Source organism: Exiguobacterium sp. E17S, assembly GCF_057772545.1.
Map to the genome: position 1 here is coordinate 83,281 of NZ_JBYLRU010000003.1, position 15,473 is coordinate 98,753.

Genomic DNA, 15,473 nt, shown 5'->3' on the forward strand with positions numbered 1-15,473 from the left:
GGACTGTTGTACTTCATAATGCGACATTACGAACGTTCAGTAGCTTGAAAGGCATGCCGAAGAAAATCAGCAATCCGTTGCCACGCCTGAAGCGCCACATCGATGTCACCGTGGTGTGTAAAGGCATGAGCTTGACCGGCGAATTCCTGGTGCTCAACAGCGACACCTGCCGCTTGAAGACGTTTCGCATACTGCCGCGCTTCCTGCGCCAGCGAGTCGAGCTCCGCCGTCAGGACGAGCGTCTGCGGTAATGCTTCGAGTTGAGCCGCATAAAGTGGTGAAGCGAGATGATGGTACGCGTCTTCCGGTCGTGCGATGTACATCGCATTGAACTGACGTGCCTGTTCAGCTGGTATCGCTTCTTCGAAGAACGGTTTGTCCGCGGGATCGGTCGCGAGATCGAGCGGAGGATAATCAAGGATTTGAGCGATGAGCGGAACCGGATACGTCTGCTCGGCGTTCCATAACGATAAGGCAGTCGCAAGATTCCCACCGGCACTATGCCCTCCGATCGCAATGCGCGCCGCATCGAGATGTAGCGTCTCAGCATGTTGGAAAATCCATTGAACGACTTCATAGGCGACGTGGACCGGAACAGGAAATGGATGTTCTGGCGCTAACGGGTACTCGACATTGAGAACATGACAGTTGGCGGTCTCAGCGAGAAACAGATTCCATGGTTCATCCATCTCTGGCGTTCCGGTGATGAAGCCGCCGCCATGGAAACTGATGAATCCGGGTAACGGTTCTGCTGCATCAATCGGTGAGTGGCACAACACTCGGACATCTCCGACTGAAGCCGGCACGTGTAGCGTAGTCGTGGTCGCTTGCGGTGGATGAGGAGGTGTGACTTGAGGACGTTCCTCATCCGAGCGGATTTGTTTGGCAAGGTCAATCATCTCTTGGCGATTCATCGAAATCCTCCTTTAGGTATATCTTCATCATACCGAACGGATTGGTGAATTTCTCTTCTGGATTCGTTTTCTCTAGTTGCAGGAAAAAGCAGCCAGAGTTTGATACACTTTTGAAAGAAACTAGAAATCGAAAGGATGGAACAGATGCCAACACTTTACATTACGCGTCATGGCGAGACAGAATGGAACCTCGAAAAACGAATGCAAGGCTGGGAAGACTCTCCTTTGACAGCAAAGGGCAGGCAAAATGCGCGAGACCTTGGTCACCGCTTACGTGAAGTTCAGCTGGATCATCTCTATATCAGTCCGATTGGTCGCGTCCGAGAAACAGTTCGAATGATGGATCTCGATCCAGCGATTCCGGTCACCATCGACGATCGATTGCGTGAAATGCACATGGGAACCTGGGAAGGACGGACGGCGGCGGAAATTGAAGTCGCGCATCCGCTTGCTCATGCTGCATTTTGGCAAACGCCGCATACCTACATACCGGAGAGTGGAGAATCCTTTGAGGCGGTCCGCGAGCGCATCCTATCGTTTTTGGAACGACTGGCAGATCATGAAGAAGACGAAAACATCTTAATCGTCACCCACGGCATCTTCCTTAACATCTTGCTGACATATCTTCAACGTAAGCCGTTCGCGACATTATGGGATCCGCCGTTCATTCATGGAACGAGTTTGACGATCGTCGAATACAGGGATGGGGAAGCCGTGATTCGATTAGAAGCTGACATGTCGCATGTCATAGCGGACTAAAAAACGGCGGACTTTTCTCGGTCCGCCGTTCTCCTTATCGTGATTTCGTCAAATAGATCAAAATTGCGCCTTCTTGTTTTCTGACCTTTAGGTGAGGAGAGGATAACGTGTCAATCGAGCGACCGATGATCGATTCTCCTGTCGTATAGCGTTTGAGGAGTAAGGGGTAGAACGAAGCATTCGTCTGTTTCTGATCATTGAATTGACCGCTGTCAGTCTGAACATTTTGAGGTAAGGTATAGACCGTTTTCGTCTCAGGAATACCATTCTTCGCATCAAGCGAATAGGTGAAGGCATGCGAATCGTTGAGTAGGTTCAAATCATACGTCAACTGGAACGGTGTGCGATCATATGTACCGGCAGGAATCGATTTGTCGATTAGCACCTCTGGTGGTTCTGTATCGTCAAATTGGACCGCCTTGAGCTGGAGCGGGCGATCGAGTGTACCAGTTAAGAAAAATGTCCGCTGTTGCTGCGACGCGTCCTTTGCGGTAGAGGGTGTGATCGAAAAGGAAGACTTCTTGATCTTGACGGTCTCTGTTGGAAGGACGGTTGCTTCCGTTGTGCAACCAGCAAGCAAGAAGGGCAGGGTGAATAAGAGCGCATATTTCATGACGTGTTCCTCTTTTCCGTAGTCATAGTGAATCGGGATGAAATTGAAATATTCAAAAAATTAGAAATGATACCTAGATTATACCAACAATGTTCTTGCTAAATAAAGGAGGAAATCATGAAAGGCAAATGGTTATTAGCAACCGTCCTGCTCGTCGGTTGTGCCTCGACAAGTGAAGAGGCCGAATCGACGGCAAAATCGTTATACGTCGCACCGAACGGCAGTGATAAAAATACTGGCACGTTGAAGCATCCGTTTAAAACGATTCGACAGGCGACACAAAAAGCGACTGCGGGTACGACGGTCTACTTGCGAAAAGGAACGTATCACGAGGGGCTAATTGTCAGACAAAGTGGAACGAAAGAACACCCGATCACCTTCCGAAACTATCAAGACGAGCAGGTCACGTTAAGCGGGAAAAACATCAAAGATCGGGATACCACTTTACCGATCGTTCAGGTGAAAAATCGAACATATGTGACAATCCAAGGACTGACGATCGAAGCCGTTCAGTCAAAACGAACGGACGCGACACCGATCGGCATTTTGGTCACGGGATCAGGATCTAACATCACGTTGAAGAACAATACGGTCCGCCAGATTAAGACGCTCGCGAAAGATGGGAATGCACACGGCATCGCCGTCTACGGAACGGGAGCGATTCGTCACCTGACGATTTCCGGTAACCGAGTCGAGCAGAATCGTCTCGGTTTCAGTGAAGCCCTCGTCTTAAACGGAAACGTTAAACATTTCCGGGTGACGAAGAACGTGTTACGGGATAACGACAACATCGGCATTGATTTGATCGGACACGAAGGGATTGCTCAGTCGAAAAAAGACGACTACGTCCGTGAGGGCGTCGTGTCGGAAAATCGTGTCTACCGGACGTCGAGCTACGGCAATCCTGCTTACGGGAAGGAATACAGCGCAGCCGGTATCTATGTCGATGGTGGGAAGAATTTGACGATTGAGAAGAATCTCGTCGAAGCGAGTGATATCGGGATTGAAGTGACGAGTGAACATGCCGGACGATACGCAGAAGATGTCATCGTGCGCCAGAATGATGTACGGCAAAACGTCTACACCGGAATTGCGATCGGTGGGTATGACACGAAGCGAGGCGGTACAAAACGTGTCCGGATCGAGCAAAATCAGCTGATCGGGAATGATACGAAAGGACTCGAGGGTGGTCAATTGCTCGTCCAGCATGATGTCCATGACAACAAAATCATCGGGAACACATTCGATGGTTCGTTAAGTGTCGCCCATTACTTCAAGACGAGTTCGGGAAATCGGTTTGAAAAAAATTCGTTCCAGCATACAAAACGTTTCATGTGGCGCGACGCCTCCTATAAAACAGAACGAAGTTTTCTGAAAGCGGTCCGAAAGATGGAAGGAAGATGAAGTTATCGGAGCGACTCCTCGCTTACTGGATCCGGATTCCGAGACGCTGGCGGCTTGCAGCGTTGACCGCCTGTATGTTAACGATTTGGACAGTGGAAGGCGTTCGGTTTTTAACAAGTCCGGCGTTACGACTGCCGACCGTTACCGATGCAATCATCTGTCTCGTTCCAGCAATTCTATTGTTTGTGGTATGGAAAACAAAGCGTTCAAAATAATACCTGAATTAATCGATAATAACAAGGAATTCATTTATTCGTTCTCGAAATAGGGAGGGAACTTCAATTAGTAAGGAGGAAGAAAGATGACGAAACTAACGATTCAAGCCGTGATTGATCGTCCGGTCGAGACTGTGTGGGAGATCTGGAACGCACCAGAAGACATCAAACGCTGGAACGCAGCGTCTGACGATTGGCATACGACGGCGTCAACGAATGATTTGACGGTCGGTGGTCAATTCACGAATCGAATGGAAGCAAAAGATGGTAGCATGGGGTTTGATTTCACGGGTACATACGAGACAATCGTTCCTTACGAACGCATTGCGTATGTCCTCGAAGATGGCCGTCAGGTGACGATCGACTTCTCCCGGAACGGAGAACAGACCGAAGTCGTCGAATCGTTTGATGCCGAAACAAGCAACCCGCCTGAGATGCAACAAGCGGGTTGGCAGGCGATCCTTGATCGGTTCAAAGCGTATGCTGAGTCGAAGTAAGTCGTTCGCTTCGTAACTTCCGACCACGGCGATCCGTCAGGGCAGGAATACCACCGCTCTCATAGCGCCGGACCCAGTTATACAATTGTTGATACGACACATCATGCCGTCCGGCGATGCGTTGGTAGTCCTTTGCGGCCGCCAAACAATCGAGGACGGCATTCATGCGTTGTTCAAGAGTGTTGGTGGACATGAACGTTTTCCTCCTCATTGAATCTCCCTGGATTCGCCCACGGCATTATACTAGTGCACATACAATCGATGGAAGCCATTGAATCAAAGAAAAATTGACGCGTCTCCTGTTGATTCGTTTTGACGATCAGTCGTTTTTCTAGCGTTGGTAAATGCACGAGAAACGAAATCTGACATTCCATAGGCTGTGAGAGAATGGTGGTAGATCGTTTTTGTAAGTGGATCGCTGCTGAATTCGCAGTGATGTATAAGACGTGTCGATTCCATTCCTCTTCGTTGAAAAGTGAATCTATCATCGTGATAAAAGCTTGACCGGAAATGAAGTTCATCGGACGACCTCCTTTCTTATAATGTGTATATCCTGTACATGTTTATTAAAAACCTGTATTTCAAATATTACAAAAAAACCACCTCCAAAAGAGAGATGGTTAACGTTATCCTGCCAGTTCAAGCATTTGGACGAACGCGACGTCCGGATCCGTCGTCTCGAATCGGTTCAACCAATCCTTGAAGTCACCTTCGTACAAAATACGACCTTGATGAAGGAAGATGACATGGGCATCGGTATGCAATAGATCGTGTAATTGATGCGTCGAGAAGAGGCACGTTTGACCGTTTGCTGTCATCTGCTCGAAGCGTCGCATAATATGAAGCCGTGTAGCCGGGTCGACCCCGCTCGTTGGCTCGTCAAAGATGTAGAGCGAACGTGGTATTGTTGTTAACAGGGTCACGAACAACCATTTCTTTTCGCCAGCGGACATCTTACCGATTTTCATTTTCCACAGATGAGCGAATAGATCGAGCTCTCGTGGCTGTTTCAGGTGACGTGTATAGGTTTCTTGTTTGCGATATGCTTTCAAACGGGCGAGCCGACCGACGAAGACAGCGACATCCTTGCCCTTTAATTCATCCGAGTAATAGATGAATTGCGTCAAATAGAGAATGTCCGAAATATCGGGTAAGTCCAGTTCTCCGGACGTGATCGGTAAAGCACCGGTCATGCAATCAAACAGTGTCGTTTTCCCGGCACCGTTCATCCCGATCAAGACGTTCAATTTTCCGGGAATGAGTGAAAAGGAGACATCGTGTAACAGGTCAGGTGATTTCGGATAGTTGAAGCGTACGTGTTGAACGTGCATCTGAATCCTCCTATCGGGTCAGCAATGACATGAGATTAAAGCGTTTGACAGAGAATAGACCAAGTAATAAATAAACGACGAGTACGACGGTCAAGATAAGTAACGATGCTCCCGTAACGTGCTCGGAGACGGCGAGACCGAGTGTTTTCATGACATAAAAAGGATTCAAGTAACTGTACCAACGATCCGGTTGGCTACTTGCGAACAAGAACAGGGGATACATGACGATGTTGATCAATGTCGACATACTCGAAATCTTTGCCGGAAGCATCGTCAAGGCGATGCTTGCAAAAGCAAGCGGGATGCTGAGCAACAAGACGAGATATGCAAGTAACAACGTCAAAGGTGAGAAGAAGCCGAACACGAGCATCAGGATCGTCGTAAAGACCGTTAAACTAACGGTTGCGAACACGAGCTGAACGAGTACGAGTGCGAGAATACAACCGATCTTACTACCGGAAATCATGATATACGTTTTCATCAAACCATGCTCCCGCATCCGGGCAAGCTGGAGACCGATGCCATTCACGTAAATCGAAAGTAAGATATAGCCCCAAAAAAGCGCGAGGAACGAGAGGAAACTGCTCTCGGTGAAGTCGAGTCGTGACCCGAAGACAAAGGCGAGAATCAATGGGAAGATCAACGACCAAAAGACCGGAATCTTATCCGTCAGCATGATTTTTAAGTAGAGTGTGAAGTAGCTAGGAATCGAATACATATGTGCCTCCATTCAGTGTGTCGAATCAAGCTTACATTAGTTATACGTATGTAAATGGGAAATAGTTCCTTTGAAAAGAGTTTAAGAATCACCTGAAATCAAACGATGTAACGCATCGATCACAATATCGGGAGCATCCTGTTGAATGAAGTGCCGGCTGTTGGCAACTTCGATGAATGATCCTTGAATCGACTGTGCAGCAGTTTGTCGTTGCAATTCGTGCCACAATAGTTGCGCTTCACGCGAATAATGATCCTTTTTACCAGCAGACAGAACAATGAGTGGAAATAGGTAGAGGACATCGACGTTCGTCGCTTCAATACTCTCTTTAAAATCTTCGTATGTACATTCGAGCGTGAATTGTTTTTTGTAAATGGATTGGAACGTGTTTGGCATAACGGGTAAGAAGCGTTGAATATAGGACTCTGGTGTTGCATCGATGAGCAATAGCCCATTTATTTCATTTGGATATTGCGATGCAAATTGTCGAACTAACGTGCCGCCATAGGAATGACCAACAAGAATGAATGGTGGTTTGAGAGATAAAGTATGAATCAAACGGCGAAGGCGATTCACGCTCTGTCGACTAGTCTCGGAATCATAGGGCATACTGCCACCGATGTTCGTACGGTCATACATCAAGATCGTTCCAAGTCCTTCAACTTGATCCATGATTGGTTGCCAAGTTGAAAGATCTTGTCCATATCCATTTTCAAAGATAAACGTCGGTTGATTGGAAGTTCCGAGAATCAGACGATAGTGTAACGTCGTTTCAGGTAACGTCATTAAATCGAAAGACATATGATTCCTCCTATTCTAGTGGGAATAAAAGTAAGGATACCAGAAACGTACAAATATTGTAAACTGAAGCAAAGGACAGGAGGTATCATGATGGACTATTTATTAACGTCTGGTGGGATACAAAATCCATCGATTCACAACGCGTTACGCGAGATGCTCGGAAAACCGATTGAGGAATGCCATGCCATCGCGATCACGACAGCTTCATATGCGTTATCCAAAGGATTGGAGCTTGCTACAAACTTCATTCAAGGAAAAGATGAGGCACCGATGGTTGATTTAGGATGGAAGTCAGTCGGTCTGTTGGAATTATCAGCGGTCTCGGTAATTGATCCAGCAATTTGGCAACCAGCGGTCGAACAAGCGGATGTCATCCTCGTTAATGGTGGGGATCCACTCTTTCTACATCATTGGTTCGTCGAATCGGGTTTTGATCGCATGTTACCGAATTTGACAGGGGTCTATGTCGGGATGAGTGCCGGTAGCATGGTGCTTACGCCACGAATTGGAACAGATTTCGTTGGGTGGAAAAAGACGCCGGAGCAATCGGACGCAACATTAGGTCTCGTTGATTTTTCAATCTTCCCGCATCTCGATCATCCGCAGTTACCGGACAATCACTTACAAGCTGCCAAGTCTTGGGCTGAGATATTAACGAATCCAGCTTACGCAATCGACGACGCGACAGCGATCCGTGTCATCGGTTCGAACGTAGATGTAATTTCTGAAGGAACTTGGGTCCAGTTGCGATGAGGACGATCTATTTCGTTCGCCATTGCGAATCGATCAAAACAGGCAGTGATCGAGGGCGGGGATTAACAGATGCAGGTCAGGAACAAGCGCAAGAACTCGTAGCGTTCTTTCAAGCGCTGCCGATTGACGCCATTTATTCGAGTCCGATGCAACGAGCGATGGACTCCGTTCGCCCGCTTGCTGAGCAACGAGGTTTGCCGATCTACGAGGCAGCGTTTCAGGAACGGTGTTTTCAGGAAACAGACGAACGTTTATCACCTAAACGGCTAGAAGAACTGTTGAAGCGATCATTCCAAAATGACGATTACGCGCAAAAAGGTGGAGAGTCGAATCAAATAGCACGCAATCGTGCTCTAGTAGCCATCGATCAGCTACTTAAAACCCACCCGTACCACCGAGTGGTCGTCGCGACGCATGGTCTCGTGTTGGCGTTAGTGCTCGAACACTACACTGAACGACCGGCAAATGAGTGGCTGGGCGCGATGGGGAGTCCAGCAATCCATCAGCTGACATTCGATGCAAGCGGGAAAACGTCTCATGAACAACTATTGTAAAATGATTAAATCTGCCCGCTGAAGATGAAACCGAGAAAGAGCAGTAGTAACACGCCAAGCGGAACGGCACAGGCGAGACTGACGTATTTGAGGATTCCCGGTTCGCGTCGTTTGAAGGCGACGATCCCGAGTCCGATTCCGAACAGATAAATGACAAGTCCGATCGGAATCGTAAGCATCGAGTTCGGTCCGAACGACCAGTTGAGCGGTGGGAAAATCATATAGGCGATGAACAGACCGAGCAAACTAAAGAAGATAGAAGCTTTAGCGTATGTCATGTGAGAACTCCTTTTAATTAAGTATGTGAACAAGAATTCGGATTTAAAACGAGAATTCCTGCTTCATTTAGTGAATTTCTTGTTTGGCATTTGAATGAACGGGAACTATATCTAAAAGATACTATCTTTTAGATATAGGAGGGACCGATGCCAAAAGAAAACATGACCCGTTATGCGATTCTCGGACTTCTTGCAAGCGGATGTACGTCTGGTTATGAGATGAAACACACGATCGATACGAGTTTGAATCACTTCTGGAAAATCAGCTTCGGACAAGTCTATCCAACGCTGAAACGGTTAGAGGCGGAAGGGTTGATCGTTGAAGAGGTCACGGATGGGGAACGGAAACAATTCGCCCTGACGGAAAACGGGCATGCGGAGCTTGCACGATGGGTCGCTGAACCGTCCGTCGAGCTGCCCGTGCAACGGAACGACCTGTTGTTGAAGCTGTACTTCGCTCGACATGCTTCAAAAGAGGTCACCTTGCAGAAAATTCAGGAGCACGCGCGATTGCTCGAAGAACGGCTTGAGACGTATCAAGCGATCGATGCGATGATTCGTTCTTATCCGGACTCGAATGATGCCGTCTATTGGTTATTGACGCTTGATTATGGCATTCGGAAGACACGGGCGTTACTCGATTGGTGTGACGCTTCCCTTGAGACCCTTGAAGGAGGAAATTGACATGAAACGGATCATTGCGACTCCGAACAAAGACGTCGTCGTGTTCATCATCGGTTTACGAATCAATCGTTTACGTTCCGTCCGGCAATGGTTGCCGACGGTCCAGGCGATGGGACCGATGCTACAAGAGTGTTATGCAAACGATGTCGGTCTGATTTCGCATGAGTCACTTGTCGGTTGGCGTTCCGTGACGTTGATTCAATATTGGCGTTCGACGGAAGAATTGATGGCGTATGCCCATGGTTCCCGTCATTTGACGGCGTGGAAACGATTCAATCAGAAGGCACGGACATCAGAAGCGGTCGGGATCTTTCATGAGACGTTCGAAGTCAGCAATTATGAGTCGATGTATGTCAATCTTCCAACACGAGGTCTAGCGAAAGCACTCGGGGAGTCGGCGATCAAGCCGCATCAAGAACAAGCAAAAGGGCGCTTAGCCGAGCGGCAATCACAAGAGACGATCTAAATAGACAAAAGACGGGTGCCGAGGCATCCGTCTTTTTATGTCGCGACTGGCGTGACAGGTTCGAGCATCTCCCCGCAGTTTTGGCAAATATGATCGAGCGTTTTCGTACACGGTTCGCAAAACGTACAAGCGTGCGAGCACTGATAGATCGTCGTTTCAATCGTTTCTTGACACCGGACACAGGTTGATTCCATATGTATCACCTCCTGTAATTAGTATAAGAAAAGCATTTTGGTGAGCACAGTAGGAGAACATAGGGAAAGGCTATATTTTCCTTTGATTCCGTGTTAATTTGAAGAAAGTGGTTTTAATTCGAAAGGGAGATGAAAAATGGACCAAATTGATCAACAGATTGTCCGGATTCTGCAAGACGATGCACGGATTCCGTGGTCGGAACTCGGACGACAGATCGGGTTATCGGCACCTGCCGTCATCGAACGGGTCCGAAAAATGGAGGACGCGGGAATCATCGAAGGATTCCGCGCTGTCATAAATCCGGAAGCACTCGCGCAAGGGTTACTCGCGATCGTCATGTTCGAAGAGACACGCTGCGCAGGCTTGATTGAATTTTGTAAAGGACATCCAGAAGTCGTCGAGTGTCACCGCCTGACCGGTAGTTATAACTTCATGGTCAAGTTGCAAACCGCGTCCGTTGCAACACTGGAACGTTTTATCGATGATGCATCGGTCTACGGCAAACCGTCGACCTGGATTCGGCTGTCGACGCCAGTGCCGTTCACGGGATATACGGTATGACGGAAGCGACACGTGTACGGATCGAACAACTGACGGGGGATATCGGGCACGTCGAAAAGCTTGGTGAGCAAGGGGGAACTTCGATTGTGTACCGGATTGAAGCAAAGAAAGGGAGTTACTTACTAAAGACTGCTACGGAAGCGAGATACCAAGAATGGCTCGCAGAAGAAGCAATTGTCTTAGAAAAATGGATGCAACGAGAGCCAGGGTTCCTACCTGAGTACGTCGGCTTTTTAAAGACGGAACAGCTAAGTCATCTCTTGATGCAGTGGCGAGACGGGATGACGTTGACGACAGCCTTAAGACAGGCGACAAGTGAGCAACGGATTCAGCTGTGGCAAGCGTTCGGAACGTATCTTTTCCAGTTTCATCAACGCACGACAGGGGGAACGTCACAGGAGTGGTTAACGGAACGACTTATGACAGCGGAACGTTATGTCGCATCTGCTTGGACGTCCGGTACGTTGGATTTACTGAAACGATTAAAGTCCTCCTGTCCGGATCCGATAACTGCCAGTTGGATTCATGGAGACTGTACGACGGACAATCTGTTCATCGCGACGGACGGAACGCTGTCGTTCATTGATGTCGGGGCGATGAGACCGGGCGATCGGCGGTATGATATCGCTCTTGCGATCAGTCCAATCATCGATGATCCGCGAGCCCTCGATGCCTTTTATGAAGGCTACCGTTTTGAGCGACTGACTAAACGAGAATTTGATTATTACGAACACGGACTGTATTCCTTTTTCTAAAAAGCCGCTGAAAAGGAGAAAAAAGATGAACCTCATGCTAATCGGAGGCGGTCAACTGGTTGCTCCGTCTCATCAATTCATCAATCGGCATGTCGTTCAACTGACGAAACACGCACCACATATCGTTTTCCTGCCGACGGCAAGTCGAGATGAATTGCTATATCAATACCAATTTCAAGATACATATTAAGCACTTGGCGCGATTGTCTCGATCGTCACGCTGTTTGACGACGAACAATCCATGGCGACGCAACGACGACTAATAGAAAATGCCGACATTCTTTATGTCGGTGGTGGCAATTATCCGTTACTCGTCAAGACTTTTGCTGTAAAAGGCATGGATGTATTGCTTGAACAAGCCATCAAGCGTGGAACATGGTACGTCGGTGTCAGCGCTGGAGCGATTTATGCGATGGAATACGGGATCCGTACGAGTGAGGACGGAACGGACTATTGCCTGGATACGGGGCAAGGCTGGCTGAGCGGTTGTCTCTGTCCTCATTTAAACCAGGAAAAACGGGCAACCCGTTTTCAGGAACACTTGTCTCAAATGAATCACGCGATCGGATTACCTGACGATACGGCGTATATTCTTTCTGGGACAGATCACTATCGATTAGGAGAAGGACACGCGTTGTATGGACGTTACATTAAGTGAACGTTAGCGTCTCGAACTCTAGGAGTGTCATCTTCTTCGATAGTCGTTTCGGATTCGGTAAGTGACAGATGAATTCTAGACTATTTCCATCCGGATCATTGAAATGCAATTTGGCATGGGCGTAATTCGTATGTGTCATCACGAAGGGCTCATCTGGTCCAAATCCAAATGCAGCGCGTGGTTCGATTTGACGCTCGCGCAGCCAACCTGGAGCATTCCGTAAAAAGTCGATGTCGACAGTTAAAGCGATGTGTCGGATAGAAGGATGATACGGTGTGTTCGCGTGCTCGCTAAGCCAAAGTCCAATCCAGCTTTTTCCGGGTTCAATCCATAAGAATGCGATTCGATCGTCAACGGTATGATCAAAGGTCAATCCGAGTGATTCGTAAAATACAATCGATCGATGTAAATCAGTTACCGGTAGATGCGCTTCATATAGTGAGAACGTCATCGAACGAGTTCTCCTGTAGCACGATGTTCGAGCACGCTAGACATGTGTTCGGTCGCCCATTGTTTCATCATCAGGACGAGTGGACGAAGGGTCTCACCGAGCGGGGTAAGCGAATACTCGACCCGAGGTGGTACTTCTGCGTATGTCACGCGATGAATCAGCCCATCGTGCTCGAGTTCGCGTAATTGCAAGGTCAAGATACGGGGGCTGATGGATTCAGAGGTCTTCAATAGTTCTGAAAAGCGAAGCGGACCGTCAAGTAATTGATGGATTAAGATGGCTTTCCACTTTCCACCGATCACTTCAACCGTCGCTGCCGTCGCGCAAGAATAAGTATTTAGAAAGACACAACTTTCTTCGATTTGCATGTGGATCGTCTCCTTTAGTTACATGATTGATAGTATGTCACTTCAAAGTGCGTACTTGTCGCTTGTTAGGAAGCGGCATACACTTCAGATGTCACTATCATACGAAATGAGACTAGAACATGTTAACTAAAACGACTACCGATTTACGAAAACAACAGATTCTCGAGGCATTCGCCTTCCGTCACGCGACAAAACGATTTGCGGACAAACCGATTCCGGAAGAGGATTTTGCCTTCATTCTCGAAACGGGGCGTCTTTCACCGTCATCGTTTGGCTACGAACCGTGGCGCTTTCTCGTCATTCAAGATGAGTCACTTCGTGCGCGGCTTGCACCGTTTGCGTGGGGCGCTGCTGGACAACTTGAGACAGCGAGCCACTTCGTCATCCTCTTGGCTCGAAATGAACAGGACATGCATTTTGACGCGCCTTACATCAACCATATGATGCAGGACGTGATCGGATTAACGCCTGAAGCACAGAAAGGTCGTCATTCATTTTATCGTCAGTTCCAAGAATCCGACTTCGATCTTGTGTCATCAAAGCGTGCCATGCGGGATTGGTCGGCAAAACAAACATACATTGCGCTCGGTAACATGATGACCAGCGCGGCACAAATCGGGATTGATTCGTGTCCAATCGAAGGGTTCGACCAACAAGCTGTCGAACAGCTGTTACGTGAAGAAGGACATTTGACGGACAATCTGAATGTCGCGGTCATGGCAGCATTCGGTTATCGAAATGCAGCACCGGCGCATCCACAAACGCGTCAAGCCATCGCTGATCTCGTTGATTGGGTCTAAACTTCAAGCTATTTTAAAAACTATGTGATTCATCGCAACTGAGCTGATTTTTTTCTTCGGCTCAGTTTTTTTAGTTTGTTACGCATCAAGTTCATACAAATATGATTCAAAACAGTTGACGAACAAAAATCGGAATGGTATATTTATCTCGAATTAAAGATATATGAATTAAAGATACAAAAGAGGTGAACGAAATGACTCCACCGAATCCGAACTTGAAAGCATTAACGGTCATGGTGCGCGCAGTCGATGCGTTACATGAAGTCATCAAGAAGGATGTTGCGCAATGGGGGTTGAACCCAACGGATTTTTCGGTTCTTGAGTTGCTGTTTCACAGGGGCAGGCAACCGATTCAATTGATCGGGAAAAAAGTTTTGATCACGAGTAGTAGCATCACCTACGTCATCGATAAGCTTGAAAAGAAGAATTACGTTGTCCGCAAAGCATGTCCAGAGGATAGGCGTGTGACATTTGCGGAACTGACACCTGAAGGGCACCAATTGATGGAAACGATTTTTCCGGAGCACGAGCAAGCGATCAATCAAGTATTTCAAGGAATAGCCCCGTCAGACCTCGAAGCATTCATCGAGACAGCCAAAACGATCGGCTATCAAGCAAAAAAACAATAAAATTTTTTAGACTGATATCTCGAATTCGAGATAATAACCATTAAAGGAGCGATTTTTCATGAATGAACTAAAAGGAATCCACCACGTGACGGCGATTACGAGCAGTGCCGAGAAAAACTATGACTTCTTTACGAACGTCCTAGGGATGCGATTGGTAAAGAAGACCGTCAATCAGGATGACATCCAGACGTATCACTTATTTTTCGCCGATGATAAAGGATCTGCCGGCACGGATATGACGTTCTTTGATTTCCCTGGTATTCAAAAAGGGTCACACGGAACGAATGAAATCTTTAAGACAGCGTTCCGTGTTCCGACGGATGCCGCACTCGAATACTGGATTAAACGCTTTGACAAATACGACGTCAAGCACCGTGGTATCAAAGAACAATTCGGCAAGCAGACGCTCTCGTTCGTCGATTTCGATGAGCAACAATACATGTTGATCTCTGACGAGCATAATCAAGGTGTCGCTTCCGGCACACCGTGGCAAAACGGTCCGGTACCCCTCGAGTTCGCGATCACGGGACTCGGTCCAATTCACATCCGGATCGCGGAATTCGACAATTTAAAAGCGGTACTTGAACAAGCGATGTTGATGCGTGAAGTCGATCAAGCGGGTTCCCTGCACTTGTTCGAAATGGGTGAAGGCGGAAATGGTGCCCAAGTCATCGTTGAGCATAACGTCGTTCTACCAAGCGGACGTCAAGGATTCGGAACGGTGCACCACGTCGCCTTCCGCGTTGAAGATACGGCTGCCTTACAAGAATGGATCGAGCGGATGCAACAGCTACGCTTCAACACGTCCGGTTACGTCGATCGCTTCTTCTTCGAGTCCCTTTATGCACGTGTCGCGCGTGGTGTCTTGTTCGAATGGGCAACGGATGGTCCTGGTTTCATGGGGGACGAGCCATACGAAACGGTCGGGGAGAAATTATCATTACCACCGTTCCTCGAGCCGCAACGAGCACAGATCGAACAAATGGTCCGTCCAATCGATACGGTCCGGAGTACGCGCAAAATCGAAAAAGAATACCTTTAAGAGAACATTACGATAACGTAGCTAACC

Annotated in this window: 25 protein-coding genes; 15 read left to right on the plus strand and 10 right to left on the minus strand. The window is 47.9% G+C overall.

Annotation, left to right across the window (positions count from 1 at the left end):
* Window positions 1–26: 26 nt before the first annotated feature.
* A complete protein-coding gene (locus tag AC3B4V_RS11320; protein WP_488378466.1) occupies window positions 27–914 on the minus strand; it encodes an alpha/beta hydrolase in 888 nt (295 codons plus the stop codon).
* A 144-nt stretch (window positions 915–1,058) separates the two neighbouring features.
* Between AC3B4V_RS11320 and AC3B4V_RS11325 the strand changes: the two genes are divergently transcribed.
* The gene (locus AC3B4V_RS11325) at window positions 1,059–1,673 is read left to right on the plus strand and encodes a histidine phosphatase family protein (protein ID WP_214860063.1); all 615 of its coding nucleotides are present in this window, start codon (window positions 1,059–1,061) and stop codon (window positions 1,671–1,673) included.
* A gap of 34 nt (window positions 1,674–1,707) precedes the next feature.
* Here the strand turns inward: AC3B4V_RS11325 and AC3B4V_RS11330 are convergent, their stop codons facing one another.
* The gene (locus tag AC3B4V_RS11330; protein ID WP_488378467.1) at window positions 1,708–2,286 is read right to left on the minus strand and encodes a hypothetical protein; all 579 of its coding nucleotides are present in this window, start codon (window positions 2,284–2,286) and stop codon (window positions 1,708–1,710) included.
* Window positions 2,287–2,403: 117 nt separating this feature from the next.
* On the opposite strand from AC3B4V_RS11330, the gene AC3B4V_RS11335 reads away from it, so the two are divergent.
* The 3 genes from AC3B4V_RS11335 (at window position 2,404) to AC3B4V_RS11345 (ending at window position 4,402) form a co-directional block, all read left to right on the plus strand.
* Window positions 2,404–3,690, plus strand: coding sequence for a right-handed parallel beta-helix repeat-containing protein (locus AC3B4V_RS11335; protein ID WP_488378468.1), 1,287 nt, complete (start codon window positions 2,404–2,406; stop codon window positions 3,688–3,690).
* Window positions 3,687–3,905, plus strand: coding sequence for a hypothetical protein (locus AC3B4V_RS11340; RefSeq protein WP_488378469.1), 219 nt, complete (start codon window positions 3,687–3,689; stop codon window positions 3,903–3,905). Before AC3B4V_RS11335 ends, AC3B4V_RS11340 begins: the two co-directional genes overlap by 4 nt.
* Before the next feature lie 86 nt (window positions 3,906–3,991).
* A complete protein-coding gene (locus AC3B4V_RS11345; protein WP_290721918.1) occupies window positions 3,992–4,402 on the plus strand; it encodes an SRPBCC family protein in 411 nt (136 codons plus the stop codon).
* On the opposite strand, the gene AC3B4V_RS11350 is transcribed toward AC3B4V_RS11345, so the two are convergent.
* The 4 genes from AC3B4V_RS11350 to AC3B4V_RS11365 form a co-directional block, all read right to left on the minus strand.
* The gene (locus tag AC3B4V_RS11350) at window positions 4,377–4,595 is read right to left on the minus strand and encodes a helix-turn-helix domain-containing protein (RefSeq protein ID WP_167507574.1); all 219 of its coding nucleotides are present in this window, start codon (window positions 4,593–4,595) and stop codon (window positions 4,377–4,379) included. The genes AC3B4V_RS11345 and AC3B4V_RS11350 overlap by 26 nt on opposite strands.
* Before the next feature lie 433 nt (window positions 4,596–5,028).
* Entirely contained in the window at window positions 5,029–5,733 is a 705-nt protein-coding gene (locus AC3B4V_RS11355; RefSeq protein ID WP_488378470.1) for an AAA family ATPase, read from the minus strand.
* Window positions 5,734–5,743: 10 nt separating this feature from the next.
* Window positions 5,744–6,451, minus strand: coding sequence for a hypothetical protein (locus AC3B4V_RS11360; protein WP_488378471.1), 708 nt, complete (start codon window positions 6,449–6,451; stop codon window positions 5,744–5,746).
* A gap of 81 nt (window positions 6,452–6,532) precedes the next feature.
* Window positions 6,533–7,252, minus strand: a complete 720-nt coding sequence (locus AC3B4V_RS11365) for an alpha/beta fold hydrolase (protein ID WP_488378472.1) — start codon at window positions 7,250–7,252, stop codon at window positions 6,533–6,535.
* Window positions 7,253–7,342: 90 nt separating this feature from the next.
* Here AC3B4V_RS11365 and AC3B4V_RS11370 point away from each other — a divergent pair, with 90 nt between their 5' ends.
* Entirely contained in the window at window positions 7,343–8,005 is a 663-nt protein-coding gene (locus AC3B4V_RS11370; RefSeq protein WP_214860072.1) for a Type 1 glutamine amidotransferase-like domain-containing protein, read from the plus strand.
* Window positions 8,002–8,559, plus strand: coding sequence for a histidine phosphatase family protein (locus AC3B4V_RS11375; protein ID WP_488378473.1), 558 nt, complete (start codon window positions 8,002–8,004; stop codon window positions 8,557–8,559). The genes AC3B4V_RS11370 and AC3B4V_RS11375 overlap by 4 nt, the downstream gene beginning before the upstream one ends.
* 5 nt (window positions 8,560–8,564) lie before the next feature.
* Here AC3B4V_RS11375 and AC3B4V_RS11380 read toward each other — a convergent pair whose 3' ends face one another.
* Entirely contained in the window at window positions 8,565–8,837 is a 273-nt protein-coding gene (locus AC3B4V_RS11380; protein ID WP_488378474.1) for a hypothetical protein, read from the minus strand.
* 147 nt (window positions 8,838–8,984) lie between these two features.
* On the opposite strand from AC3B4V_RS11380, the gene AC3B4V_RS11385 reads away from it, so the two are divergent.
* Together AC3B4V_RS11385 and AC3B4V_RS11390 are read left to right on the plus strand one after the other, a co-directional pair.
* The gene (locus AC3B4V_RS11385; protein WP_055968286.1) at window positions 8,985–9,521 is read left to right on the plus strand and encodes a PadR family transcriptional regulator; all 537 of its coding nucleotides are present in this window, start codon (window positions 8,985–8,987) and stop codon (window positions 9,519–9,521) included.
* A 1-nt stretch (window position 9,522) separates the two neighbouring features.
* Window positions 9,523–9,987 carry a DUF4188 domain-containing protein gene (locus tag AC3B4V_RS11390; RefSeq protein WP_047394648.1) on the plus strand — a complete coding sequence of 155 codons (465 nt, stop codon included), beginning with the start codon at window positions 9,523–9,525 and terminating at the stop codon, window positions 9,985–9,987.
* A gap of 35 nt (window positions 9,988–10,022) precedes the next feature.
* On the opposite strand, the gene AC3B4V_RS11395 is transcribed toward AC3B4V_RS11390, so the two are convergent.
* On the minus strand, window positions 10,023–10,181 hold the full coding sequence (locus AC3B4V_RS11395) for a DUF1272 domain-containing protein (RefSeq protein WP_488378475.1): 159 nt from the start codon (window positions 10,179–10,181) through the stop codon (window positions 10,023–10,025).
* A 136-nt stretch (window positions 10,182–10,317) separates the two neighbouring features.
* On the opposite strand from AC3B4V_RS11395, the gene AC3B4V_RS11400 reads away from it, so the two are divergent.
* From AC3B4V_RS11400 to AC3B4V_RS11415, 4 genes are read left to right on the plus strand one after another with little or no spacing between them, the layout of a single operon-like run.
* The gene (locus AC3B4V_RS11400; protein WP_488378476.1) at window positions 10,318–10,743 is read left to right on the plus strand and encodes an Lrp/AsnC family transcriptional regulator; all 426 of its coding nucleotides are present in this window, start codon (window positions 10,318–10,320) and stop codon (window positions 10,741–10,743) included.
* Window positions 10,740–11,498, plus strand: coding sequence for an aminoglycoside phosphotransferase family protein (locus AC3B4V_RS11405; RefSeq protein ID WP_488378477.1), 759 nt, complete (start codon window positions 10,740–10,742; stop codon window positions 11,496–11,498). Before AC3B4V_RS11400 ends, AC3B4V_RS11405 begins: the two co-directional genes overlap by 4 nt.
* Before the next feature lie 25 nt (window positions 11,499–11,523).
* Window positions 11,524–11,688, plus strand: a complete 165-nt coding sequence (locus AC3B4V_RS11410; protein WP_488378478.1) for a hypothetical protein — start codon at window positions 11,524–11,526, stop codon at window positions 11,686–11,688.
* A gap of 12 nt (window positions 11,689–11,700) precedes the next feature.
* Window positions 11,701–12,156: a Type 1 glutamine amidotransferase-like domain-containing protein gene (locus tag AC3B4V_RS11415; protein WP_488378609.1), complete on the plus strand. Its 456-nt coding sequence runs from the start codon at window positions 11,701–11,703 to the stop codon at window positions 12,154–12,156.
* Here the strand turns inward: AC3B4V_RS11415 and AC3B4V_RS11420 are convergent.
* On the minus strand, window positions 12,149–12,607 hold the full coding sequence (locus AC3B4V_RS11420; protein ID WP_214857716.1) for a VOC family protein: 459 nt from the start codon (window positions 12,605–12,607) through the stop codon (window positions 12,149–12,151). The genes AC3B4V_RS11415 and AC3B4V_RS11420 overlap by 8 nt on opposite strands.
* Window positions 12,604–12,975 (minus strand): winged helix-turn-helix transcriptional regulator, encoded by a 372-nt coding sequence (locus AC3B4V_RS11425; RefSeq protein ID WP_488378479.1) that lies wholly within the window; start codon window positions 12,973–12,975, stop codon window positions 12,604–12,606. Before AC3B4V_RS11425 ends, AC3B4V_RS11420 begins: the two co-directional genes overlap by 4 nt.
* A gap of 119 nt (window positions 12,976–13,094) precedes the next feature.
* Here AC3B4V_RS11425 and AC3B4V_RS11430 point away from each other — a divergent pair, with 119 nt between their 5' ends.
* The 3 genes from AC3B4V_RS11430 (at window position 13,095) to AC3B4V_RS11440 (ending at window position 15,446) form a co-directional block, all read left to right on the plus strand.
* Window positions 13,095–13,775, plus strand: a complete 681-nt coding sequence (locus AC3B4V_RS11430; protein ID WP_488378480.1) for an NAD(P)H-dependent oxidoreductase — start codon at window positions 13,095–13,097, stop codon at window positions 13,773–13,775.
* Between the two features lie 194 nt (window positions 13,776–13,969).
* Entirely contained in the window at window positions 13,970–14,404 is a 435-nt protein-coding gene (locus tag AC3B4V_RS11435; RefSeq protein WP_488378481.1) for a MarR family winged helix-turn-helix transcriptional regulator, read from the plus strand.
* A 58-nt stretch (window positions 14,405–14,462) separates the two neighbouring features.
* On the plus strand, window positions 14,463–15,446 hold the full coding sequence (locus AC3B4V_RS11440) for a ring-cleaving dioxygenase (RefSeq protein WP_035397186.1): 984 nt from the start codon (window positions 14,463–14,465) through the stop codon (window positions 15,444–15,446).
* Window positions 15,447–15,473: the final 27 nt, after the last annotated feature.